This is a genomic window from Micromonospora sp. NPDC048887, assembly GCF_040649715.1.
Taxonomy (GTDB): Bacteria; Actinomycetota; Actinomycetes; order Mycobacteriales; family Micromonosporaceae; genus Micromonospora.
Map to the genome: position 1 here is coordinate 49,764 of NZ_JBEZGA010000007.1, position 20,596 is coordinate 70,359.

23 protein-coding genes and 1 riboswitch are annotated in these 20,596 nt (G+C 73.7%); of the genes, 5 read left to right on the plus strand and 18 right to left on the minus strand.

All coding sequences use genetic code 11. The features are described 5' to 3' along the window. Positions 1-27: 27 nt before the first annotated feature. The 5 genes from AB0C17_RS13480 (at position 28) to AB0C17_RS13500 (ending at position 4,361) form a co-directional block, all read left to right on the plus strand. A complete protein-coding gene (locus AB0C17_RS13480; RefSeq protein WP_357478578.1) occupies positions 28-1,503 on the plus strand; it encodes an NAD(P)/FAD-dependent oxidoreductase in 1,476 nt (491 codons plus the stop codon). Between the two features lie 69 nt (positions 1,504-1,572). Beyond that, a riboswitch (SAM riboswitch) is annotated at positions 1,573-1,683 on the plus strand. Between the two features lie 33 nt (positions 1,684-1,716). Then, entirely contained in the window at positions 1,717-1,842 is a 126-nt protein-coding gene (locus AB0C17_RS13485) for a hypothetical protein (protein ID WP_357383095.1), read from the plus strand. A gap of 109 nt (positions 1,843-1,951) precedes the next feature. Beyond that, positions 1,952-2,806 (plus strand): ABC transporter substrate-binding protein, encoded by an 855-nt coding sequence (locus AB0C17_RS13490; protein WP_357478581.1) that lies wholly within the window; start codon positions 1,952-1,954, stop codon positions 2,804-2,806. 38 nt (positions 2,807-2,844) lie between these two features. Further along, positions 2,845-3,621 carry an amino acid ABC transporter permease gene (locus AB0C17_RS13495; protein WP_357383091.1) on the plus strand — a complete coding sequence of 259 codons (777 nt, stop codon included), beginning with the start codon at positions 2,845-2,847 and terminating at the stop codon, positions 3,619-3,621. Continuing rightward, the gene (locus AB0C17_RS13500) at positions 3,618-4,361 is read left to right on the plus strand and encodes an amino acid ABC transporter ATP-binding protein (protein ID WP_357383089.1); all 744 of its coding nucleotides are present in this window, start codon (positions 3,618-3,620) and stop codon (positions 4,359-4,361) included. Before AB0C17_RS13495 ends, AB0C17_RS13500 begins: the two co-directional genes overlap by 4 nt. A gap of 36 nt (positions 4,362-4,397) precedes the next feature. On the opposite strand, the gene AB0C17_RS13505 is transcribed toward AB0C17_RS13500, so the two are convergent. The 18 genes from AB0C17_RS13505 to AB0C17_RS13590 all read right to left on the minus strand — a co-directional run bounded on the left by AB0C17_RS13505 (position 4,398) and on the right by AB0C17_RS13590 (position 20,593). Next, the gene (locus AB0C17_RS13505; RefSeq protein WP_357383087.1) at positions 4,398-5,318 is read right to left on the minus strand and encodes a carbohydrate ABC transporter permease; all 921 of its coding nucleotides are present in this window, start codon (positions 5,316-5,318) and stop codon (positions 4,398-4,400) included. Next, a complete protein-coding gene (locus tag AB0C17_RS13510; protein ID WP_357383085.1) occupies positions 5,315-6,337 on the minus strand; it encodes an ABC transporter permease subunit in 1,023 nt (340 codons plus the stop codon). The genes AB0C17_RS13505 and AB0C17_RS13510 overlap by 4 nt, the downstream gene beginning before the upstream one ends. Further along, complete coding sequence (locus AB0C17_RS13515) at positions 6,334-8,013, minus strand: extracellular solute-binding protein (RefSeq protein WP_357478584.1); 1,680 nt, start codon at positions 8,011-8,013, stop codon at positions 6,334-6,336. Before AB0C17_RS13515 ends, AB0C17_RS13510 begins: the two co-directional genes overlap by 4 nt. A gap of 107 nt (positions 8,014-8,120) precedes the next feature. Further along, positions 8,121-8,810: a RibD family protein gene (locus AB0C17_RS13520; RefSeq protein ID WP_357383081.1), complete on the minus strand. Its 690-nt coding sequence runs from the start codon at positions 8,808-8,810 to the stop codon at positions 8,121-8,123. After that, positions 8,807-9,436: a GTP cyclohydrolase II gene (gene ribA / locus AB0C17_RS13525; RefSeq protein WP_357467673.1), complete on the minus strand. Its 630-nt coding sequence runs from the start codon at positions 9,434-9,436 to the stop codon at positions 8,807-8,809. The genes AB0C17_RS13520 and ribA overlap by 4 nt, the downstream gene beginning before the upstream one ends. A gap of 69 nt (positions 9,437-9,505) precedes the next feature. Continuing rightward, complete coding sequence (locus AB0C17_RS13530) at positions 9,506-10,402, minus strand: lysylphosphatidylglycerol synthase transmembrane domain-containing protein (RefSeq protein ID WP_357383228.1); 897 nt, start codon at positions 10,400-10,402, stop codon at positions 9,506-9,508. Positions 10,403-10,549: 147 nt separating this feature from the next. Next, positions 10,550-11,359: a class I SAM-dependent methyltransferase gene (locus AB0C17_RS13535; RefSeq protein WP_357478587.1), complete on the minus strand. Its 810-nt coding sequence runs from the start codon at positions 11,357-11,359 to the stop codon at positions 10,550-10,552. Next, positions 11,356-12,393 carry a glycosyltransferase family 4 protein gene (locus tag AB0C17_RS13540; RefSeq protein ID WP_357478590.1) on the minus strand — a complete coding sequence of 346 codons (1,038 nt, stop codon included), beginning with the start codon at positions 12,391-12,393 and terminating at the stop codon, positions 11,356-11,358. Before AB0C17_RS13540 ends, AB0C17_RS13535 begins: the two co-directional genes overlap by 4 nt. A 4-nt stretch (positions 12,394-12,397) precedes the next feature. Further along, positions 12,398-12,796 carry a 6-carboxytetrahydropterin synthase gene (locus AB0C17_RS13545; RefSeq protein ID WP_013286764.1) on the minus strand — a complete coding sequence of 133 codons (399 nt, stop codon included), beginning with the start codon at positions 12,794-12,796 and terminating at the stop codon, positions 12,398-12,400. A 2-nt stretch (positions 12,797-12,798) separates the two neighbouring features. Next, positions 12,799-13,776 carry a zinc-binding alcohol dehydrogenase gene (locus tag AB0C17_RS13550; RefSeq protein WP_357467684.1) on the minus strand — a complete coding sequence of 326 codons (978 nt, stop codon included), beginning with the start codon at positions 13,774-13,776 and terminating at the stop codon, positions 12,799-12,801. 91 nt (positions 13,777-13,867) lie between these two features. Further along, entirely contained in the window at positions 13,868-14,140 is a 273-nt protein-coding gene (locus AB0C17_RS13555) for a hypothetical protein (protein WP_357467687.1), read from the minus strand. Positions 14,141-14,235: 95 nt separating this feature from the next. Next, positions 14,236-15,303: an ABC transporter ATP-binding protein gene (locus AB0C17_RS13560; protein WP_357478593.1), complete on the minus strand. Its 1,068-nt coding sequence runs from the start codon at positions 15,301-15,303 to the stop codon at positions 14,236-14,238. Continuing rightward, positions 15,285-16,082 carry an ABC transporter permease gene (locus tag AB0C17_RS13565; RefSeq protein WP_357467692.1) on the minus strand — a complete coding sequence of 266 codons (798 nt, stop codon included), beginning with the start codon at positions 16,080-16,082 and terminating at the stop codon, positions 15,285-15,287. The genes AB0C17_RS13560 and AB0C17_RS13565 overlap by 19 nt, the downstream gene beginning before the upstream one ends. Continuing rightward, entirely contained in the window at positions 16,079-16,861 is a 783-nt protein-coding gene (modA, locus tag AB0C17_RS13570) for a molybdate ABC transporter substrate-binding protein (RefSeq protein ID WP_357478596.1), read from the minus strand. Before modA ends, AB0C17_RS13565 begins: the two co-directional genes overlap by 4 nt. Beyond that, complete coding sequence (locus AB0C17_RS13575) at positions 16,858-17,259, minus strand: MerR family DNA-binding transcriptional regulator (protein ID WP_357478599.1); 402 nt, start codon at positions 17,257-17,259, stop codon at positions 16,858-16,860. The genes modA and AB0C17_RS13575 overlap by 4 nt, the downstream gene beginning before the upstream one ends. A gap of 95 nt (positions 17,260-17,354) precedes the next feature. After that, positions 17,355-19,412, minus strand: coding sequence for a heavy metal translocating P-type ATPase (locus tag AB0C17_RS13580; protein ID WP_357478602.1), 2,058 nt, complete (start codon positions 19,410-19,412; stop codon positions 17,355-17,357). Positions 19,413-19,467: 55 nt separating this feature from the next. Next, positions 19,468-19,851, minus strand: a complete 384-nt coding sequence (locus AB0C17_RS13585) for a DUF1622 domain-containing protein (protein ID WP_357383058.1) — start codon at positions 19,849-19,851, stop codon at positions 19,468-19,470. A gap of 76 nt (positions 19,852-19,927) precedes the next feature. Continuing rightward, positions 19,928-20,593 carry a TcmI family type II polyketide cyclase gene (locus AB0C17_RS13590; RefSeq protein ID WP_357478605.1) on the minus strand — a complete coding sequence of 222 codons (666 nt, stop codon included), beginning with the start codon at positions 20,591-20,593 and terminating at the stop codon, positions 19,928-19,930. Between the last annotated feature and the right edge of the window lie 3 nt (positions 20,594-20,596).

The window sequence follows — 20,596 nt, forward strand, 5'->3', positions numbered from 1 at the left end:
ATCGGCGGGCGAGGGGGCGCGTACGGCATGGGCGACGGCGACGGGACCGTGATCATCGGGGCGGGGCCGGCCGGGCTGACCGCCGCGTACGAGCTGCTGCGGCACGGCGAGCCGGTCCGGGTCTACGAGGCCGACGACGTGGTGGGCGGGATCAGCCGGACGGTGGAGCGTGACGGCTGGCGCTTCGACATCGGCGGGCACCGCTTCTTCACCAAGGTGTCCCGGGTCGAGGACTTCTGGCACGAGATCCTGCCCGACGAGGACTTCCTGCTCCGGCCGCGGATGAGCCGGATCTACTACCGGGGCGCGCTGTTCGACTACCCGCTCAGCGCCGGCAACGCGCTGCGCAACCTCGGCCTGCTGGAGGCGGTGCGCTGTCTGGGCTCGTACGGCCGGGCCCGGCTGCGCCCGCCGAAGGACCAGTCGCACTTCGAGGGGTGGGTGTCGGCGCGGTTCGGCTGGCGGCTCTACTCGATCTTCTTCAAGACGTACACGGAGAAGGTCTGGGGGATGCCGGCGGACCGGTTGCAGGCCGACTGGGCCGCCCAGCGGATCAAGAACCTGTCGCTGGCCACGGCGATGCGCAACGCGCTGCTGCCCCGCCGCAACCGCACAGACGTGACGAGCCTGATCGAGGAGTTCCAGTACCCGAAGCACGGCCCGGGGATGATGTGGGAGCGCTGTGCCGAGGAGGTCACCGCGCGGGGCGGCACCGTGCGTACCGGCGCCTGGGTGACCGAGGTGCACCGGGATCCGGCCGCGCGGCGGGCCACCGCCGTGACGGTGGCCGGCGCGGGCGGGGAGCGCACCGAGCCGGCCGACCACGTGATCTCCTCGATGCCGATCTCCGCGCTGGTGCGGGCGATGCGCCCGGAGGCGCCGCCCGAGGTGCGGGCCGCCGCCGACGACCTGCGGTACCGGGACTTCCTGACCGTGGCGCTCGTGGTGCCCGAGGAGTTCTCGTTCCCGGACAACTGGATCTACGTGCACGACCCGGCCGCCCGGGTGGGCCGGATCCAGAACTTCGGCTCGTGGTCGCCGTACCTGGTCAAGGACGGGCGGACCTGCCTGGGGCTGGAGTACTTCGTCTTCGAGGGCGACGAGATGTGGCGGACGCCGGACGCGGAGCTCGTCGCGTTCGCCACCGCCGAGCTGGAACGCCTCGGCCTGGTGAAGTCCGGGTGCGTCGAGGCGGGCCACGTGGTCCGGATGCCGAAGGCGTACCCGGTCTACGACGAGCGGTACCAGCGCAACGTCGACGTGATCCGGGACTGGCTGGCCGCGAACGTGCCGAACGTGCACCCGGTCGGGCGCAACGGCATGCACCGGTACAACAACGCCGACCACTCGATGCTGACGGCGATGCTGACCGCGGAGAACATCGCGCACGGCGCGGGCCACGACGTCTGGACCGTCAACGTCGAGCAGGACTACCACGAGCAGCGCAGCCCGTCGCGGCACGGTACCGGCCGGGACGCGCCGGTCGTCCCGGCCCGGCGGTGAGGCCCGGCGCGTGAGGGTGGTCATAACCCCTGGACGAGCGCCGCTGCGGTGCTGCTAGCCTTCTGGGCAGGTCATGAGCGCCAGCGCGAAGCCCCGGCTCGCTGGCCGGCAACCCTCCTCCGCGGTGGGGTGCCCCGGGTGAAGACCAGGCACCGGCAGCCGCCGGTGCAAGCGTGGCCTGGCACCCAGGTCAGCAACAGACCAGGGAGACCGATGTCCGCACCACCCTCCACCCCATCCGGCGACGTCGCCGCGTACCCGGCCCGCTTCGCGCTGGTCAAGCGCCGCCACGTCGACCTGATGCGGGTGTGCAGCGACGGCTGTCGCCTCGCGCGCTGAGCGAGCGCCACCCTCCTTTCCCCGATCCACCCTTCTCCGGCCCGGCCGTCCGTCCGGCGGGCCGGCGTCGACGCGCACCCCGCGCGTCCGTCCACTCTGGAGAGACATCGTGCGTTTCCGTACCGTCCTGACCCGTGCCGCCGCCGTCGGCGCGGCCGCCCTGCTCGCCGTCACCGCGCTCACCGCCTGCGACGGCGACGACACCGACGCGGCCGACAACCCGTACGGCCTGCTCCAGCCCGGCGTGATCCGCGCCGGCACGCTCACCGACGCCCCGCCGAACGTCTTTCTGAAGGACGGCGAGTTCACCGGCTTCGACAACGAACTGCTGCGCGCCGTGGCCGCCAAGATCGGCCTGAGGGTGGAGTTCGTCGGCACCGACTTCTCCGGCCTGCTCGCGCAGGTCAACAGCGGCAAGTTCGACGTGGGAAGCTCCTCGATCACGATCACCGAGGCGCGGAAGAAGACCGTCGACTTCGGCAACGGCTACGACTTCGGCTACTTCGGCCTGGACGTGCCCGCCGGCTCCCCGATCACCGGCTTCGACCAGCTCGCCGGCAAGCGGGTGGTGGTGGTCCAGGGCACCGTGCAGGACGACTACGCCACCAAGCAGAACCTCGACCCGGTGCGGGTGCCCGACTACAACAGCGCGATCAACCAGCTCAAGGCCGGCACCGCTGACGCCTGGATCGCCCCGGCCGAGATCGGCGACAAGTCCGCCGCCGACAGCAACGGCAAGATCAAGGTCGCGGCGAAGCAGCTCAGCCCCACCCCGACCGCGTACGCGGTGGCGAAGGGCGACGACAAGCTGCGCGAGGCGCTCAACAAGGGCCTGGACGAGGTGATCGCCGACGGCACGTGGAGCCGCCTGCAGGCCGAGTACTACCCGGGGCGGCCGGTGCCGGCCGACTTCAAGCCGGGCAGCGGGTCGGTGGCGGTGCCGTCGCCGACGGCCGCCTCCTGAACCGGTAACCGAGCACGAGCAGGGCGGACGGAGCGGACATGGATCCACTGAGCACGCTGTGGGAGACGTTCTTCGACTGGGACTCGATGCGCGAGGCGCTGCCCGAGATGCTCACCGTCGGGCTGCCCAACACGCTCACCCTGGCGGTCTCCGCCGCCCTGCTCGGCTCGGTGCTGGGCATGCTGCTGGCCGTCGCCGGCATCTCGCGTACCCGATGGTTGCGGTGGCCGGCGCGGATCTACACCGACGTGTTCCGCGGCCTGCCGGCCGCGGCGACCATCCTGCTCATCGGCGTGGGCCTGGCGCCGCTCGGCATGCGGGTGTGGGGCCCGAACCCCTATCCGCTGGGCGTGCTGGCCCTGTCGCTGATCGCCTCGGCCTACCTGGGCGAGATCTTCCGGGCCGGCATCCTGAGCGTGGAGGCCGCCCAGTTGGAGGGCGCGCGGGCGCTCGGCTTCTCCTGGGGCGAGGCGATGCGCCTGGTGATCATCCCGCAGGGCGTACGCCGGGTCCTGCCCGCCTGGGTCAACCAGCTCATCGCCCTGATCAAGGACTCCAGCCTGGTCTACTTCCTCGGCCTGCTGGCCAGCCAGCGGGAGCTGTTCCGGATCGGGCAGGACTACGCGGCGAACACCGGCAACCAGTCCGCGCTGCTGCTGGCCGGTCTGTTCTACCTGGTGCTGACCGTGCCGCTGACCCACGCGGTCAACTGGCTGGACCGGCGCCTGCGGCAGGGCCGCCCGGCCGCGCCGCCCGAGCCGGAGCCCGACGCCGAGCCGGCCGACCTGACCCCGTCCGGAAAGGACCCGCGATGACCACCGCCACCACGACCTCGGTCAGCCTGGCCGTCCGCGACGTGCACCTGGCCTTCGGCGCGCACCGGGTGCTGCGCGGCGCGGACCTGGACGTGGCCCGGGGCCGGGCGGCCTGCGTGATCGGCCCGTCCGGCTCCGGCAAGTCGACGCTGCTGCGCACCATCAACCGGCTGATCGAGCCGGACCGGGGCGACGTGCTGCTGGACGGGCGCAGCGTGCTGCGCGACGACCCGGACGCGCTGCGCCAGCGCATCGGCATGGTGTTCCAGCAGTTCAACCTGTTCCCGCACCTGAGCGTGCTGCGCAACATCACGCTGGCGCTGCGCAAGCTCAAGAAGCTGAGCGAGGACGAGGCGGTGGCGCTCGCCCGCGCCCAGCTCGACCTGGTCGGCCTGGCCGGCAAGGCGGACGCACGGCCGGCGCAGCTCTCCGGCGGCCAGCAGCAGCGCGTCGCCATCGCGCGGGCGCTGGCGCTGCGCCCGCAGGTGATGCTCTTCGACGAGGCGACCAGCGCGCTGGACCCGGAACTGGTGAAGGGCGTGCTCGCGGTGATGGCGGACCTGGCCGCCGCCGGGATGACCATGGTCGTGGTGACGCACGAGATGGGGTTCGCGCGCAGCGTCGCCGACACTGTGGCGTTCATGGACGCGGGAGTGGTGCTGGAGGCCGGGCCGCCGGAGGCGGTGTTCGACGCGCCGGAGCACCCCCGGCTGCGGCGCTTCCTGTCCCAGGTGCTCTGACATCCCCGGTGCGGTGCGCCGCGCCCGGACGCGCCCTCAGCCCTTCACCGCGCCGATCAGCACGCCCTTGACGAAGTGCCGCTGGATGAACGGATAGACGGCGACGATCGGCGCGACGGTCAGCACCACCACCGCCATCTTGACCGCCTCGGTCGGTGGCATGGTCACCCCGCTGCTCCCACCGGAGGTGTGCGGAGCCTGCCCGGCCAGCAGGTAGCTCTGCAGCACCCGCTGGATCGGGTACATGTCGTTGCTGTCGATGAACAGCAGCGCGTCGAACCAGACGTTCCAGTAGCTGACCGCGTAGAACAGGCCGACCACGGCGATCACCGCGCGGGACAGCGGCAGCACGATGCGCGCGAGCGTCCGGAAGTCGCTCGCGCCGTCGATGCGGGCGCTGTCCAGCAGCTCCGACGGGATGCCCTGGAAGAACCCGCGCACCACGACCAGGTTGAACACGCTGATCGCCGGCGGCAGGACCAGCGCCCAGATGGTGTCCTTCAGCCCCAGCCCGGTGACCACCAGGTAGCGCGGCACCAGCGGCGGGTAGACCAGGAACGGGATCAGGAAGTACGCCAGCAGCCAGCGGTGGCCCAGCGAGCCCGGCCGGGACAGCCCGTACGCGGCGAGCACTGTGACGGTCAGCGCGATGGCGGTGCCGAAGACGGTGACCAGCGTGCTGATCCACAGGGCCCGGGTGACCGCGCCGCCGGCGAAGATCGTCTCGTACGCGGACGTGTCGACGCCCCTGGGCACGACCACCAGTCCGCCGGCCCGCGCGATGGTCTCCCGGGAGGAGAGGCTGGTCACCAGGATCACCCAGAGCGGGAACAGCACGCCCGCCACCAGCAGGGTGAGCATGACGGCCTTGAGCCCCTGGCCGAGGGGGGTGGGCGGTTCCTGCCACACCGGCCGGCGCTGTCGGTCGCCGGCGACCCGGCGGATGAGCGTGGTCACTTCGAGTAGATCCCTCGTTCGCCGAGCATGTGCGCCACGCGGTTGGCGGCCAGGATCAGCACCAGCCCGATGACGGCCTTGAACAGTCCGGCCGCCGCGCCGTAGCCGTAGTTCCCGGTGGCGATGGAGAAGTGGTAGACGAAGGTGTCGAGCACCTCGGCAGCCTGCCGGCCGACGGCGTCGCGTTGCAGGAGGAACTGCTCGAAGCCGACGGAGAGCGCGTCACCCAGGCGCAGGATGAGCAGCAGCACGATCACCGGCCGCAGGCCGGGCAGCGTGATGTGCCACAGCCGCCGCCACCGGCCGGCACCGTCCGCGGCGGCGGCCTCGTAGAGGTTCTGGTCGATGGTGGACAGCGCGGCCAGGAAGACGATCGTGCCCCAGCCGACGTCCTTCCACACCGCCTCGACGGTGACCAGGACGATGAACGTGTCCGGGTTGGTCATCACGTTCCACGGCTGCGTCCCGGCCTCGCGCATGGTCTGCGCGAGCAGCCCGGCGCCGCCGAGCATCGCCACGAAGAACGTCACCACCAGCACCCAGCTGAAGAAGTGCGGCAGGTAGACGATGGTCTGGATCAGTCCGCGCAGCCGGCTGGACAGCAGGTTGTGCAGCGCGATCGCCAGCAGGATCGGCAGCGGGAAGAAGAACACCAGCTGGAACGCGGTGATCGCCAGCGTGTTGCGGAACGCGTCCCAGAACGCCGGGTCGTCGAAGAGCAGCTGGAACTGCCCGAAGCCGATCCAGTCGCTGTGCAGGAACGCCTGCCACGGGTTGTCGCCCAGGTAGGGGTTGTAGTCCTGGAAGGCGATCACGTTGCCGGCGATCGGCAGGTAGCTGAAGATCAGCAGGATTCCGAAGCCGGGCGCCACCATGGCGAGCAGTTGCCAGTCCCGGCGCAGCCGGGTGCGCAGCGGCACCCGGCGGCGGGACGGGCGGCGACGGGGCGGGCGGCCCGGTGGGGCCGGCGCGTCCGGCCGGGCCCGCTCGGGCCCGGCCAGGACGGCCGGCTCGTTCACCGGCCCTCCTTCGGCAGCGAGTCGGCGAGCAGCTTTCGGGCCTCCTCGCCGCCGTTCGCCTTCCACTCCTTGACGATGGCGTCCACGTCGCTGAGCGGTCGGCGGCCGCGCAGCACGTCGGTGAACTTGTCCTCGGTGGGCACCTGGTTGGCCTTGTAAGCGGCCGGCATCTCCAGCTTCACGCCCGCCCAGGGGTTGGGCTCCATGTGCTTGACCATCTCGTTGGAGTACGCGAGCACGTCCGGCACGAAGCGCGGGGTGTCCGGGAACGGCCCGATGGTGGGGTTGCGGCCGCTGATGAAGAAGTACTGGTTGGCGATCTCCTTGAACGCCAGGTCGGTCTTGACCGGGCCGTTCGGCGACGGGGTGTGGTGCTTGCCCGCGACCCCGAAGTCCCGCAGCTGGGCCTCCTGGCTGCCCAGTGGCGCGGAGCACCAGTTGATGATCCGCAGCAGCTCCTGGACCCGGTCCTTGCCGAGGCCCTTCTTGACGAACGTGTAGGAGATCGGCTCGTCGTCGCCCCAGACCAGCGGGTCGCCGCCGGTGGCGGAGAAGATCGGCACCGCCTGGATGTTGAGCTTGGGGTTGGTCTTCTGGTGCTCGGCCTGGGCGCCCTGCCAGAAGCCGACGCCGTCCTGGAGGAACACGATCGCGCCGTTCTTGGCGAACAACTGCTTGGCGTCCGCGCCCTTGCTGGCCACGACGTCCGGGTGGACCAGGCCGTCCGCGTAGATCTTGGCCATGACCTCCAGCGCGCGGCGGAACTCCTCGGTCTCGTACTTGAACTCGGGCGTGCCGTCAGACTTGACCCGCCACCCGCCCTTGTGGCCCGGCACCTTGTGGAACATCTGGATCATGGCGAAGACGTCGTTGAACGCCCACACCTTGCGCGCCGGGTCGGTGACCTGCTTGGCCGCGGCGAGCAGGTCGTCCAGGTTCGCCGGCACGGCCAGGCCGCGGGCGTCGAGCACGTCCTTGCGGGTGAACATTGCCCACGGGAACGGCCCGTCAGTGGGGTTGGGCACGGACATGATCCGCTCGTTCCACACCGCACGCCGCCAGGCCCCGGTGGGGAAGCTCGCCAGCATCGGGTACGCGCCGGCGGCGTCGCCCTTGAGGTGGTCGGTCAGGTCCTCGAAGAGCACCTTGATCGCCTCGGCGAAGCGCGGGATCTTCTCCACCTCCCACCCCGGTACGCACAGCAGGTCCGGGACGTCCCGCGCACCGAGCATGGCGTTGAGCTTGTCGGCGTACGTGTTGCCGTCCTGGATGGTGAAGTTGACGGGCGTGCCCAGCTCTGCGTTCACGGCCTGGAGGTAGGCGCTCTGCGCCACCCCGGGCGGTGCCGGGCCCCAGGCCGGGGTCATCGCGGTGACCTGCTTGCCGCTGGTGCCGGGCTTGTCGGTGATGGCGTCGACGAGGCTCGTCGGGTAGCTGGTGTAGCCGTCGGGCACCGGGCGGGTGCCGACGATGTCGGGTTTGATGCCGCCGGGCAGGTCCTTGCGGGTGGGCAGCAGGCCGGAGACGGCGTCGAGGTTCTGGGCGGCGCCGGAGCCGGCCGGCTTCTCCGAGCAGCCGGCGAGCAGCGGGCCGGTGGCGGTGGCGGCCACGCCGAGGCCGACCAGGCCGAGGAAGCGGCGGCGGGAGGAGCCCGGGTCGGGGTGGTGCGCGGTCATCGGTCCCCCTTCGGGAAGGGAAGCGCAGCGGGTTAGTTCGTATGGATGGTCAACAAACTAATCACGACCGTGAGCTTGCACAAGGGCGGACCGGATCGACACGGCGGTCAGGCCGGGCAGCGGTCGGACAACGCGTACCGGGTGAGGACCACGTCGCCGATCTGGCGCACCTCGACCACCCGGGCCCGGCGCCCCGCGTGCCACGGGAAGCGGCCGTCCCCGACGAAGCGCGGCGCCCGCCTGTCCCCCACGAAGAACGGCGCCACCACCAGGTGCAACTCGTCGGCCAGGCCGGCGGTCAGGAACTGGCGGTGCACCATGCCGCCGCCCTCCACCATCAGGCGCGTCACCCCACGCCCGGCCAGGTCGGCCACCACCGCCTCCGGGGTGGCCGGATCCCCCGCGTCGACCACCGTCGACACGGCGCCCACCTGCTCGCGGGCCTTGTCCACCACGCCGCTCGGGCAGTAGACCAGCTTGAGCCCGTCACCGGTGGTGAAGAACCGGGCACCCGGATCGAGGTCACCGCTGCCGGTGACAGTCACCTTCACCGGCGACGGCGGCAACCCGCGCGCCACCCGCTCGGCCCGCCGTTGCTCGCTGCGCACCAGCAGGCGGGGGTCGTCGCGGCGCACGGTGGCCGCGCCCACCAGGATCGCGTCGCACCCGGCCCGGGTCGCGTCGACCCGGTCCAGGTCGTCGTCGTTCGACAGCAGCAGCCGCTCGGCGCTGGCGTCGTCGATGTAGCCGTCGATCGACATCGCGCAGCTGAGCAGCACGTACGGGCGGGTGGTCACGGCACGAACGGCAGGTCGAGGGCGTGGTCGGCGCGGGTCACCTTGGCCGCCAGATAGCCGGCGTTGGCCGGGGACAGGTGCACGCCGGTGGACACCCGGTCGGCCACCGTCACGCCGAGGCGTTCGAGCTGGGCCGCCTTGTCCGGGTTGTTGCTGAGCAGGGCCACCCGGTCCACGCCCAGCGCGGCGAGCATCTGCGCGGCCACCGTGTAGTCGCGCTCGTCCGCGCCGCGCCCGAGCGCGAGGTTCGCCTCGTACGTGTCGAGGCCGTCGTCCTGCAGGGCGTACGCGTCGAGCTTGGCGTACAGGCCGATGCCGCGCCCCTCCTGCCGCAGGTAGAGCAGGTAGCCACCGGCCTCGGCGATGCGCTGCACCGCCTCGCGCAACTGCGGCCCGCAGTCGCAGCGCTGACTGCCGAACACGTCCCCGGTGAGGCACTCGCTGTGCGGGCGGACCAGCGGCGGGTCGACCTCGGTGTGCTCACCGAGCCCGAACGCCAGGTGCTCGCGTCCGTCGACGAGACCGTGGAAGGTGTGCACGCGGGCCGTGGTCACGTAGCCGTCGGGGAACCGGAGCGGAACCGTCACGCGGGTCCGGACCGTCGCGGTGGGCAGCGTTTCGTCCATGGTTCTCCTGTCGTCCGGTCGCCGGGCGGACCCGGCGACGCACACCTCGCTCCCCCACCGTAGGCGGGATCACCGACAGTTGCCGGGCTCGCGCCGGGGCATCCGCCGTGCCAGCAGCACCGCGGCGCCCGGCAGGCTGGCCACCAGGACCAGCGCGCCGTACACAGTGCCGGTCGCCACACCCTGCGCGGCGGTCAGCCCGGCCGAGGCGAACGCCCACGCGGCCACCCCCTCGCGCGGCCCGAAACCACCCACGTTCAGCGGCACCGCCATCGCCATCAGGGCCAGCAGCGTCAGCGGCAGCAGATGCGACAGCGGGGCGTCCGCGCCGGCCGTGCGGGCGGCCACCACGAACGTGGCCAGGTGACCGGCGAACACCACTGTCGAGGCGACCACCACACCGGCCCACGTCCGGCGGCCCAGCACCCCGGAGCGGACGTCGGCGACAGCGGTCCGGGCCGCCCGGGCGAGGCGGGACGCGCCGGAGCGGGGCACCGCGCGGGCGGCGAGCACCAGCGCCAGCGCGACCACGGCGAGCACGGCGGCCAGCGCGGGCAGGTACCGGCGTACCGGCGACGGGAACGCGGCGAGCAGCGCCACCGCGATCACCACCTGCACCACCTGCCCGGCGGTGCGCTCCCAGACCACCGCCCGCACGCCCCGGGCCACGTCCCCGGCGTCGCGGCCGTGCCGTACCGCCCGGTGCACGTCGCCGAGCACGCCACCGGGCAGCGTGGAGTTCAGGAAGACGGCCCGGTAGCAGTGCGCCACCGCCGCGCGCATCGGCAGCCGTACGCCCAGCCCGCCGGCGACCAGCGACCAGCGCCAGGCGCAGCAGACGGTGGTGATCACGCCGATGCCGAGCGCGGCGGCCAGCGCGGGCGCGTCGATCAGGCGCAGCCCGGCCAGGAACGGGCCGGTGCCCACCGACGCGACGAGCACGGCGAGCACGGCGAGCCCGAGCAGCGGACGTACCCAGGCTCCGTTGGGCCGGGACCGGCGCGGCCGGGCCGGTACGGATGCGACGGCCGGTACGGGCCCGGCGACGGCGACGTGTGACAAACGGTCCTCCCTTGTTCCCACCGGTTGTCACGTGCCGACGGCCGGTACGGTTCAGCCGGCGAGCAGGTCGGCGTGGTGCAGCACCACTCCGAGCCGTCCGGCGGCGGCCTCGGCGAGCCGCCACCTGTGATACGTCGCGGCGGGCCCGGACAGATGCGGTAGTTCCTCGACGGCCGCCTCGACCCAGCCGGTGAGCCACTCGGCGGCCAGTTCCGCCTGCTCCGGGCCGAGCCGCCACGGGGTCGGCCGCACGAGCGTGTCGACGCCGTGCCGACGGAACGCGGCCACCGTGACGTCCACCGCGTCCGGGCCGAGCAGGACCCGGCCGTCGACGGTACGGCGTTGGTGGGCGTTGAACGCTGCGGTCAGCTCGGCGTCCAGCGGGTCCGGCGGGCTGAACTCGGCCCGGCCGGTCACGGTGAGCGCGAACAGCGTCGGGTGGCCGGCGCAGGCCGCCGCCATCCGTTCGACCTCCTCGGCGGTGAGCATGTCCAGCAGCGCGGACGCGGTGACCAGATGGGCGTCGACGAGGTCGGCGGCGGTCAGCCGGGTGACGTCGGAGCCGCGCGTGGTCACCGTGACCTCGGCGCCGTCGGCGGCGGTGAGCCGTCCGGCCCGGGCCAGCGCGAGCAGGTCCGCGTCGCGTTCGTGCAGCACCCAGTGTTGCGGGCCGGGTAGCCGGGGCGCGAGCCAGCGGGCCATCGAGCCGGTGCCGCTGCCCAGGTCGTGCACGACGAGCGGGCGGCCGGCGGGCAGCCGGTCGCGGACCGCGTCGGCCAGCTCGGCGCTGCGGGCCGCCGCGTCGGCGGGCTCGCGCAGTCGCAGCCAGTCCGCGAAGCCGGGCGGGAGTGAGGTGGTCATGCCGCGGTCGCCTCCTTCAGTGCCGTCGCCAGCCGGTCCACGGTGACCGGCCAGCCGGTGAGGGTGTGCCGCCGCTGCCGGGCGGCGTGGCGCAGCCGGTCCCGCAGGCCGGCGTCGGTGAGCCAGCGCCGCAGCGCCGCGGCGGTCGCACCAGGATCGTCCGGCGGCACCAGCAGGCCGGGCCGGTCGCCGCCGGGGGCGTGCCCGAGCGTGTCCGGCAGGCCGCCGGTGTCGCTGGCCAGCACCGGTACGCCACGGGCCAGTGCCTCGGTGACCACCATCCCGTACGTCTCCCGCCGCGAGGGCGCAACCAGCAGATCCGCGGCGGCGTACGTGGCGGCCAGGTCCGTGCCGGTGCGCGGTCCGGTCAGCCGGACCCGGCCGCCGAGACCTGTGGCGTCGAGGCGCCCGCGCAACCCGTCGGCGAACGCGCGGTCCCGGTCCAGCGGGCCCACCCAGTCGCAGGTCCAGTCCAGGTCCGACACCTCGGCGAGCGCGGCGGCCAGCACGTCGTGCCCCTTGACCCCGGTGACGGCGGCGACGCAGAGCAGCCGTCCCCCGCCGGGTGTGCCGGTGGCGACGGGCGCCGGGTCGACGCCGGGCGGCGCGACGGTCACCAGCCGCGGTGGCAGCGCGTAGCGGTCGAGCAGGCGACGCCGCGTCCACTCGCTGGTGGCGACCACGGCGGTGGCCGCCGACAGCGACCGCGCCTCCGTCTCGCCCTCGATCGGCAGGTGCACCAGGACGACCAGGCGCAGCCGCGCGGCGTGCGGGGCGAGCACATCCGGCACGGTCGAGGCGACCAGGCCGTCGAGCAGCACCGGCACGCCGTCGGGCAGCCCGCCGAGCAGCCCGGCCAGGTCGGCGCGCTCCGCCGGCCCCGGGTGTGGCCAGCCGCCTGGCACCTGGTGCTCCCGTACCGTCCAGCCGCGGGCGGCCAGGCCCCGGCAGACCCGGCGGTCGTAGGCGTTGCCGCCGCTGGGGTCCGCCGGGTCGTCGATGTCGCCCGGAAGCACCACGTGGACGACTGTCATCCGGTCAGAGCGACCGCTCGTAGCTCGCCCACGCGATGTGCGACTCGTGCAGCGTGACGGTGATCCCGGCCAGGCCCCGCGCGCCCTCCCCCAGCCGGCCGGCGTGCACCGCGTCGGCGAGCCGGTCGGCGATCGTCCGCGCGAGCACCTCGGTGGTGGTGTTCACCCCGGCGAAGGCCGGCTCGTCGTCGAGGTTGCGGTAGTTCAGCTCGGCGAGAACGGCCTTGAGCTGCTCGGTGGCCAGCCCGATGTCGACCACGATCCCGTCGTCGTCCAGCTCGGCGCGGCGGAACGTGGCGTCGACGACGAACGTCGCCCCGTGCAGCCGCTGCGCCGGGCCGAACACCTCGCCGCGGAAGCTGTGGGCGACCATCATGTGGTCCCGGACGGTCACGCTGAACACGATCACTCCTCGCCGTAGGTGATGAGATGACACAGCGCCGGCAGCTCGCCCGAGGCGAGCCGGTCCAGCACGTCGGGCAGGTCGTCGAAGCGGGACCGGCCGGTGAGCAGCGCGTCGAACACCGGGTCGGCCAGCAGGTCCAGGGCGAGCGCGAGCCGGTCGGCGTAGCTGCGGTCGGCCCGCCGGGGCGAGACGGTGCCGACCTGGCTGCTGCGGATGCCCAGCCGTCGGGAGTGGAACGCGCCGCCCAGCGCCAGCGTGACCGGCCGGTCGCCGTACCAGCTCAGCTCCAGCACGGTGCCCTCGGGGCGCAGCAGCGCCAGGCCGCGTTGCAGCCCGTCGGCGGTGGCGCTGGCGTGCACCACCAGGTCACGCTCGCCGGTGGCGTCGGCGGGCGTGGCGAAGTCGGCGCCGAGCGCGGCGGCCACCCCGGCGCGGGCCGGGTCGGCGTCGACGAGTTCGACGCGTACGCCGGGGAAGCGGGTCAGCAGCGCGGTCACCGCGCAGCCGACCATGCCGCCGCCGATCACCGTGACCCGGTCGCCGACCAGCGGGGCGGCGTCCCAGAGAGCGTTGACAGCCGTCTCCACGGTGCCGGCGAGCACCGCACGCCCGGCCGGTACGCCGTCCGGCACGACTGTGACCGCGTCGGCCGGGACCACGTACGCGCTCTGGTGCGGGTAGAGGCAGAAGACGGTACGGCCGAGCAGCCGCTCGTCGCCCGCCTCGACGGTGCCGACGCTGAGGTAGCCGTACTTGACCGGCGCGGGGAAGTCGCCCTCCTGGAACGGCGCGCGCATGGCGGCGTGCTGGTCGGCCGGGACGCGGCCGGTGAAGACAAGCGTCTCGGTGCCACGGCTGACCCCGGAGAAGCGGGTACGGACCAGCACCTCGCCCGGGCCGGGCGGGGCGAGCCGGACCGGCCGGATCTCGCCCGCACCGGGTGTGCGGAGCCAGAACGCGTGGGCGTCGACAGTCACGAACTCTCCTCTTCCCCGCATTCCGACCGAGTTGTCGATCATAAACACGAAAGCGGGGCGTCAGCGGTTCGAACCGCCCGCGACCCGATGCTCAGGCCGCGCGCCGGCGCTGCTCCGGACGCCAGGTCTCGGGCTCGGCCCGGTCGTCGTGCCGGTCCCCGGCCAGCTCCATGGCCCGGTGGGCCGCGGTCAGCGCGTCACACGGCGCGGCCTGGCCGTCACACAGCAGGCTCTCGCACCGGCCGGACTCGTCGGGCCGGTGGGCGGCGGCAACGTCGTACGCGGCACGCCACAGCAACGAATCGGTCACGCCCCGTGGCAGAGCGGCGTCCTGACTGGACCTGTTGCGGATCGTGTCGGGCACCGTGTCCCCCTTTGCGTCGTCGCTACCGTCCCAGTGACCGGTTGAGCGCAGATCAAACCTCTCACCTGGGCACACGTCCTGACCAGCGGTGTTTGTCACGCCGGATAGGCGCGCGTCTCGGCTGCCTTCACCGCTGCCCAGACCGGCCGGCCGGGGATCAGTCCGAGATGGGCCGCGCCGGCGGGCGTGACGTCGGCGGCCGCCTCGACCGGCCCGGCGAGCTGCACGCGCAGGTTGTCACCGTGTCGTTGCACGCCGTTGACAGTGGCCGCCCAGACGTTGCGCGGGCTCCCCTCGGGCTTGGCGGGGTGCAGCGCCACCGCCGACGGCGGGTACGCCACGAACGCGTCACCGTGGACGGTGTCGGCGGTGGTGAGCGTCAGTTCACCGACCGTGACGGTGCGCCCGTGGGCGTGGCCGCGGTGCAGGTTGAGACCGACGAGCCGGGCCACGTAGTCGGTGCGTGGCCGGGCCGTCACGGTGGGGGCGTCGCCCTCCTGCACGACCCGCCCGTCCTCCACGATGACCAGTCGGTCGGCGAGCACCAGGGCGTCGAGGGGGTCGTGGGTGACCAGGAGCGTCGCGCCGGGGTGCGCGCCGAGGTGGCGCTGGAGTTCGGCGCGGGTGTCCAGCCGGGTCCGCGCGTCGAGCGCGGCCAGGGGCTCGTCGAGCAGCAGCAGGGCCGGGTCGACGGCGAGCGCGCGGGCCAGCGCGACCCGCTGGGCCTGCCCGCCGGAGAGCTGCCGGGGCCGGCGGCGGGCCTGGTCGCCGAGGCCGACCCGGTCCAGCCACCGCTGGGCCAGGGCGCGGGCGGCGCGCTTGTCGGCGCCCCGGCGGCGCGGCCCGAACGCCACGTTGTCCAGCGCGCTCAGGTGCGGGAACAGCAGGTAGTCCTGGAACACCACGCCGACCGGCCGCCGCTCCGGCGGCGTCCACACCCGGCGTCCGGGCCGGTCCAGGTCGGCGCCGTCGAGCGTGAGGTGCCCGGCGCTGAGCGGGTGCAGCCCGGCGAGCACCCGCAGCGCGGTGGTCTTGCCGGCGCCGTTGGGGCCGAGCAGCGCCACCACCTCACCGGCGGCGATGCGCAGCGGCACGTCCAGGGTGAAGCCGTCCCGCTCGGCGACCAGGTGCGCGTCCAGCACACTCATGAGGTCCCGACCCATTTGTCGCGCAGCGCGGCGAGGATGACCACGGAGACGGTGAGCAGGATCAGGCTCAGCACGATCGCGGCCTGCAGGTCGGTCTCCAGGGCCAGGTAGACCGCCAGCGGCATGGTCTGGGTGCGGCCGGGGTAGTTGCCGGCGAACGTGATGGTGGCGCCGAACTCACCGAGCGCCCGGGCCCAGCAGAGCACCGCCCCGGCCACCACGCCCGGGGCGACGAGCGGCAGCGTGACCCGGGTGAAGGTGGTGAACCGTCCGGCGCCGAGCGTGGCGGCGGCCTCCTCGTACCGGGGGTCGGCGCCGCGCAGCGCCCCCTCGACGGCGATGACCAGGAACGGCATGGCCACGAACGCCTCGGCCAGCACCACCCCGGCGGTGGTGAACGGCAACGTCACCCCGAACGTCTCGTCCAGCCACGACCCGATCAGCCCGCGCCGGCCGAAGACCAGCAGCAGCGCCACACCGCCGACCACCGGCGGCAGCACCAGCGGCACGGTGACCAGCGCCCGGACCAGCCGCCGGCCGGGGAACTCCACCCGCGCCAGGAGCCAGGCCAGGGGTACGCCGAGCGCCACGCAGAGCAGCGTGGCGACGGTGGCGGTCTCCAGCGACAGCCGCAGCGCGGTGAGCACACCCGGTTCGGTCAGCCGCTCGGGCAGCGTGGTCCAGGGTGCGCGGAGCAGCAGGCCGGCGAGCGGCAGGACGAGGAAGGCCAGTCCGAGCCCGGCGGGCACGAGCAGGGCCACCGGCACCCGCTGCCGGCGTACGGTGCGGCTCATGCGCCGGGCGGCGCCTGGAACCCGGCGGCGGTGAGCACGGCGAGCCCGGCGTCGGAGCGGACGAAGTCGACGAAGGCGCGGGCGCCGGCCGGGTTGCCGGCGGCGCGCAGCACCACGATCGGGTAGTCGTTCACCGCGCGCGCCGACTCGGGGAACTCGACGGCGTCGAGTCCGGGGGCGGAGCGGACGTCGGTGCGGTAGACCAGTGCCGCGTCGACCTCGCCGAGGCGCAGCTTGGCCAGCGCGCCCTTGACGTCCTGTTCGAGCGTGGCGGGGGTGAGCCGGACGCCGGCGGCGCCGAGCGCGGTGCGGGCGGCGGCGCCGCAGGGCACCTGCTCGGCGCAGAGCGCCACCTTGACGCCGGGGCGGGCCAGGTCGGCCAGGCCGCCGACCCGGGCCGGGTTGCCAGGGGGTACGGCGACGACGAGCTGGTTGCGGACCAGCACCGCCGGTTCGCCGGCCGCGTCACCGGCGTCGGTGACCGTCTTCATGGTGGCCGGGGACGCGGCGGCGAACACGTCGGCGGGTGCGCCCTGGGTGATCTGGGTGGCCAGCCCGGAGCTGCCGCCGAAGTTGAACCTGACGGTGCGGCCCGGGTGCGCTGCCTCGTACTCCTTGCCGAGCGTGGTGAACGACTCGGTGAGCGAGGCGGCGGCGAACACTGTCAGCGGTCCGGCGCCGTCGGGCCCGGCCGGTTCGTCGGCGCCGCCGCAGGCGGTCAGGCCGAGCGCCGCCACCAGCGCGGCGGCGAGCGCGACGCGGATCCGCCGTACGGTCATGGGCTTGTCCTTCCCCTGGGGGTGACGGCGCGTTCGACCACGACGGTGGTCGACTTGATGACCGCGACGGCGACGGAGCCGACCTGGAGGTCGAGGTCGTCGACGGCCTCGCGGCTCATCAGCGACACCACCCGGAACGGGCCGGCCTGGATGTCCACCTGGGCCATCACGGTGTCCTTGACGACGGCGGTGACGATGCCGCGCAGCCGGTTGCGGGCCGAGGAGAGCTCGGGATGGCCGGGGGCGCGGACGAACGCCGCGACGTCCGCGCCGTCGAGCACCCGGTGGCCGTGCTCGTCGCGGGCGGCCGGCAGCTTGCCGGCGTCGATCCAGCGGCGGACCGTGTCCGCGCTGACCCCGAGCAGTTCGGCCGCCTCGCCGATGCGGAACACCGTCACGCGCCCCACCCTAGCGGCCCGCAGGTGCGAGCCGGAAGGGGCGTGGTGGCTCGCATCCGCGAGCTGCGGGGCGGCTCGGGGACCGGAACTGCGGCTCAGTCGGACGGCGTGATCCGGACCCGGCGCAGCAGTTGGGCGTTGAGCGCGACCACGATGGTGGAGGCGGACATCAGCACCGCGCCCAGCGCCGGGCTGAGCGCGATCCCCGCCCACGCGAGGACCCCGGCGGCAAGCGGGATCGCCACCACGTTGTAGCCGGCCGCCCAGGCCAGGTTCTGCCGCATCTTCCGGTACGAGGCGCGGGACAGCCGGATCACGCCGCCCACGCCGCGCGGGTCGGAGCCGGCCAGCACCACCCCGGCGGACTCGATCGCCACGTCGGTGCCCGCGCCGATGGCCAGGCCGACGTCGGCGCGAGCGAGCGCCGGTGCGTCGTTCACGCCGTCGCCGACCATCGCCACCGTCAGCCCGCGCTCGCGCAGTTCGGCCACCGCCTTGTCCTTGTCGGCGGGAAGCACCTCGGCGAAGACCTCGTCGACACCGGGCCGGAAACCGAGGTCGGCGGCGACCGCCTCGGCGACCGGGCGCGCGTCGCCGGTGATCATCACGATCTTGCGTACGCCGAGGTCGCGCAGCTCGGCCACGGCGGCCCGCGCCTCCGGGCGCACCTGGTCCTCCATCGCGAACGCGGCGGTCACCTCGGGCGGGCCGCCCTCGGGCAGCCGGATCAGGTGCAGCACCGCGGCGCCCCGGCCCGACCACTCCCGCGCGGCCCGGGCCAGGTCGTCCGGCACCGGGGCGTCGAGTTCGCGCAGCAGGGCCGGGCCGCCGACCGCCCAGTCCACGCCGTCCACCGTGGCGCGTACGCCCCGGCCGGTCAGCGCCCGGAAGCCGCGCGCGGCGGGACGGGCTCCTCGGGCGTCGGCGGCGGCGACCAGCGCCCGGGCCAGCGGGTGCTCGCTGTCGGCCTCCACCGCGCCGGCCAGGCCCAGGGCGACGTTCTCGTCCAGCCCGCCGGTGGTGGCCACCCCGGTCACCGTGTGCCGGCCGGTGGTGAGCGTGCCGGTCTTGTCGAACAGGACGGTGTCGACGGTGCGCATCCGCTCCAGCGCGAGCCGGTCCTTGACCAGGATGCCGGCGCGGGCCGACAGCGCTGTGGACAGCGCCACCACCAGCGGGATCGCCAGGCCGAGCGCGTGCGGGCAGGCGATCACCAGCACGGTCACGGTGCGTACCACCGCCTGGTCGGGGTCGCCGAGCAGCGCCCAGACCGCGAACGTGGCCAGGCCGGCGAACGCCGCGAGGTAGAACAGCAGCGCGGCGAACCGGTCGGCGAGCACCTGCGCGCGCCCGCCGGAGGCCTGCGCCTCGGCGACGAGCCGCCCGATGCCGGCCAGCGCGGTGTCCGCGCCGACTGCCTCGACGCGTACCCGGAGGGTGGAGTCGGTGGCGACGGTGCCGGCGACCACCCGGTCCCCGGCGGCGCGGGCGACCGGCCGCGACTCCCCGGTGATCATCGACTCGTCCAGTTCGGCGGCGCCCTCGACGATCCGCCCGTCGGCCGGCACCCGCCCGCCGGGGCGCACCAGCACCAGGTCGCCCACCCGCAGCTCGCCGACCGGCACCGGATGCGGCCGCCCGGCGTCGTCCAGGCGCTCGGCGTCGTCGGGCAGTAGCGCGGCGAGGGCACCGAGAGCGCCACGCGCCTGCCCGACCGCCCGCATCTCCTGCCAGTGGCCGAGCAGCATGATGGTGACCAGCGCGGCCAGCTCCCACCAGAAGTCCAGGTCGAACAGGCCGAGGCTGGTGGCGGCCGAGGCGAGGTACGCGACGACGATCGCCATCGAGATCAGCAGCATCATGCCGGGGGCACGCTCGCGCAGCTCGCGCAGCCCGCCGGTCAGGAACGGCCAGCCGCCGTAGGCGAACACCACGGTGCCGAGCACCGGGCCGACCCAGCGCACGCCGGGGAAGTCCAGCGAGTAGCCGAACCAGTCCATCACCATGTGGCTCGTGGCGACGATCGGCACGGTCAGCGCCAGGCTCAGCCAGAACCGGCGGCGGAACTGCTCCGGGTCGTGCCCGGCGTGCGCGCCGTGACCGCCGGCGTGGTCGCCGTGGTGGCCGGTGTCGTGACCGGGTCCGTGCTCCATCGGGCGTCACCTCCGCCGACCACCATACCCCCTGGGGGTAAGTGGCGGCGCCCGGTCAGCGCTGCGGGTGGGCGCCGACGCTCGGCCGGTCGGTGGGCGTCCGGCCCTGCCAGGGCCAGCGGCCGTCCAGCTCCACCTCCAGCGAGAAGCTGAGGAACGTGCGGACCAGCACGATCAGCGCCAGCACGCCGACGCTGGTGAACGTGGGCGACACCGCGACCGTACGGATGATGTCGCCGCCGACCAGGAACTCCAGGCCGAGCAGGATGGCCCGGCCGACCCCCTGCCGGTACGCCCGGTAGTGCGCCACCACCGCCCGGGTCCGGGCGCAGCGCGCCGCGAACACCGCCGTGGCGACCGCGACGCCGACCGCGATGACGAGCACCCCGGCCAGGTCCAGCAGCGCCCCGACGTGCTGGACGATCTCCTTCGTCGGCACCCGGCACCCCCGCACCAGCCTGGCGTACGGCCGGTCGCGGGGGCGGCGTTTCCGCGCTCCCGGGCGACGGGAGCACTCAGTCCTGGGCCTGCCAGCGGTAGAAGACGGTGGCCACGGAGTCCTGCGGGCCCTGCCACTTCTCCGGCCGGTACGGCTCGATGTACGGACCGAGGTCCCGCATCACCTTGCCGAAGGCGGGCTTGTCGCCGTGCTGGTCCCGGGTGGCCTCGGCCGCCGACGTCTCCTGTTCGAGCAGGTGCACGTAGACGTCGTCGATCGAGTAGAGCCAGCGGCCGGTGACGCCGAGGTCGGCCGGGAGCGACCCGGCGTCGGACTCGGCGAAGACCCGGGCCACGTCCGGCTCGGCGCCGGGCTTGATCCGCCCGACGATCACGGTGAGCGTGGTGTCGGCGGGCGGCTCGCCCTCGGGCGCCCAGTGGTAGAACTCCTTCGCGACCGAGTCCGACGGGTTCTTCCAGTAGCGCGGGTACGGGGTCACGTACGGGCCGATCTCCTCGGCGATCTTCTGGAAGGCGGGCAGCCCCCGGGTCTGCCCGGAGATGCGCGGGTCCTGCTCCCGCTCGATCACGTGGAGGTAGAGGTCGTGGTGGGACAGCAGGTACCGGCCGATGACGCCGAGGTCCTGCGGGCGGGTGGCCTGGTCGTAGTGACCGAACACGCCGCCGACGATCTGCTCGCTGCCGGGGACCATGTGACAGACGATCACGTTGCGGAAGACCATGAC

Bases quoted from the DNA above. Each gene is read 5' to 3' on its own strand.
- AB0C17_RS13495 (WP_357383091.1), top strand. From the start codon at position 2,845: ATGGATCCACTGAGCACGCTGTGGGAGACGTTCTTCGACTGGGACTCG.
- AB0C17_RS13515 (WP_357478584.1), bottom strand. From the start codon at position 8,013: ATGACCGCGCACCACCCCGACCCGGGCTCCTCCCGCCGCCGCTTCCTC.
- AB0C17_RS13560 (WP_357478593.1), bottom strand. From the start codon at position 15,303: ATGGGTCGGGACCTCATGAGTGTGCTGGACGCGCACCTGGTCGCCGAG.
- AB0C17_RS13580 (WP_357478602.1), bottom strand. From the start codon at position 19,412: ATGGAGCACGGACCCGGTCACGACACCGGCCACCACGGCGACCACGCC.
- AB0C17_RS13535 (WP_357478587.1), bottom strand. From the start codon at position 11,359: ATGACCACCTCACTCCCGCCCGGCTTCGCGGACTGGCTGCGACTGCGC.
- ribA (WP_357467673.1), bottom strand. From the start codon at position 9,436: ATGGACGAAACGCTGCCCACCGCGACGGTCCGGACCCGCGTGACGGTT.
- AB0C17_RS13565 (WP_357467692.1), bottom strand. From the start codon at position 16,082: ATGAGCCGCACCGTACGCCGGCAGCGGGTGCCGGTGGCCCTGCTCGTG.
- AB0C17_RS13480 (WP_357478578.1), top strand. From the start codon at position 28: ATGGGCGACGGCGACGGGACCGTGATCATCGGGGCGGGGCCGGCCGGG.
- AB0C17_RS13540 (WP_357478590.1), bottom strand. From the start codon at position 12,393: ATGACAGTCGTCCACGTGGTGCTTCCGGGCGACATCGACGACCCGGCG.
- AB0C17_RS13485 (WP_357383095.1), top strand. From the start codon at position 1,717: ATGTCCGCACCACCCTCCACCCCATCCGGCGACGTCGCCGCGTACCCG.
- AB0C17_RS13590 (WP_357478605.1), bottom strand. From the start codon at position 20,593: ATGGTCTTCCGCAACGTGATCGTCTGTCACATGGTCCCCGGCAGCGAG.
- modA (WP_357478596.1), bottom strand. From the start codon at position 16,861: ATGACCGTACGGCGGATCCGCGTCGCGCTCGCCGCCGCGCTGGTGGCG.
- AB0C17_RS13500 (WP_357383089.1), top strand. From the start codon at position 3,618: ATGACCACCGCCACCACGACCTCGGTCAGCCTGGCCGTCCGCGACGTG.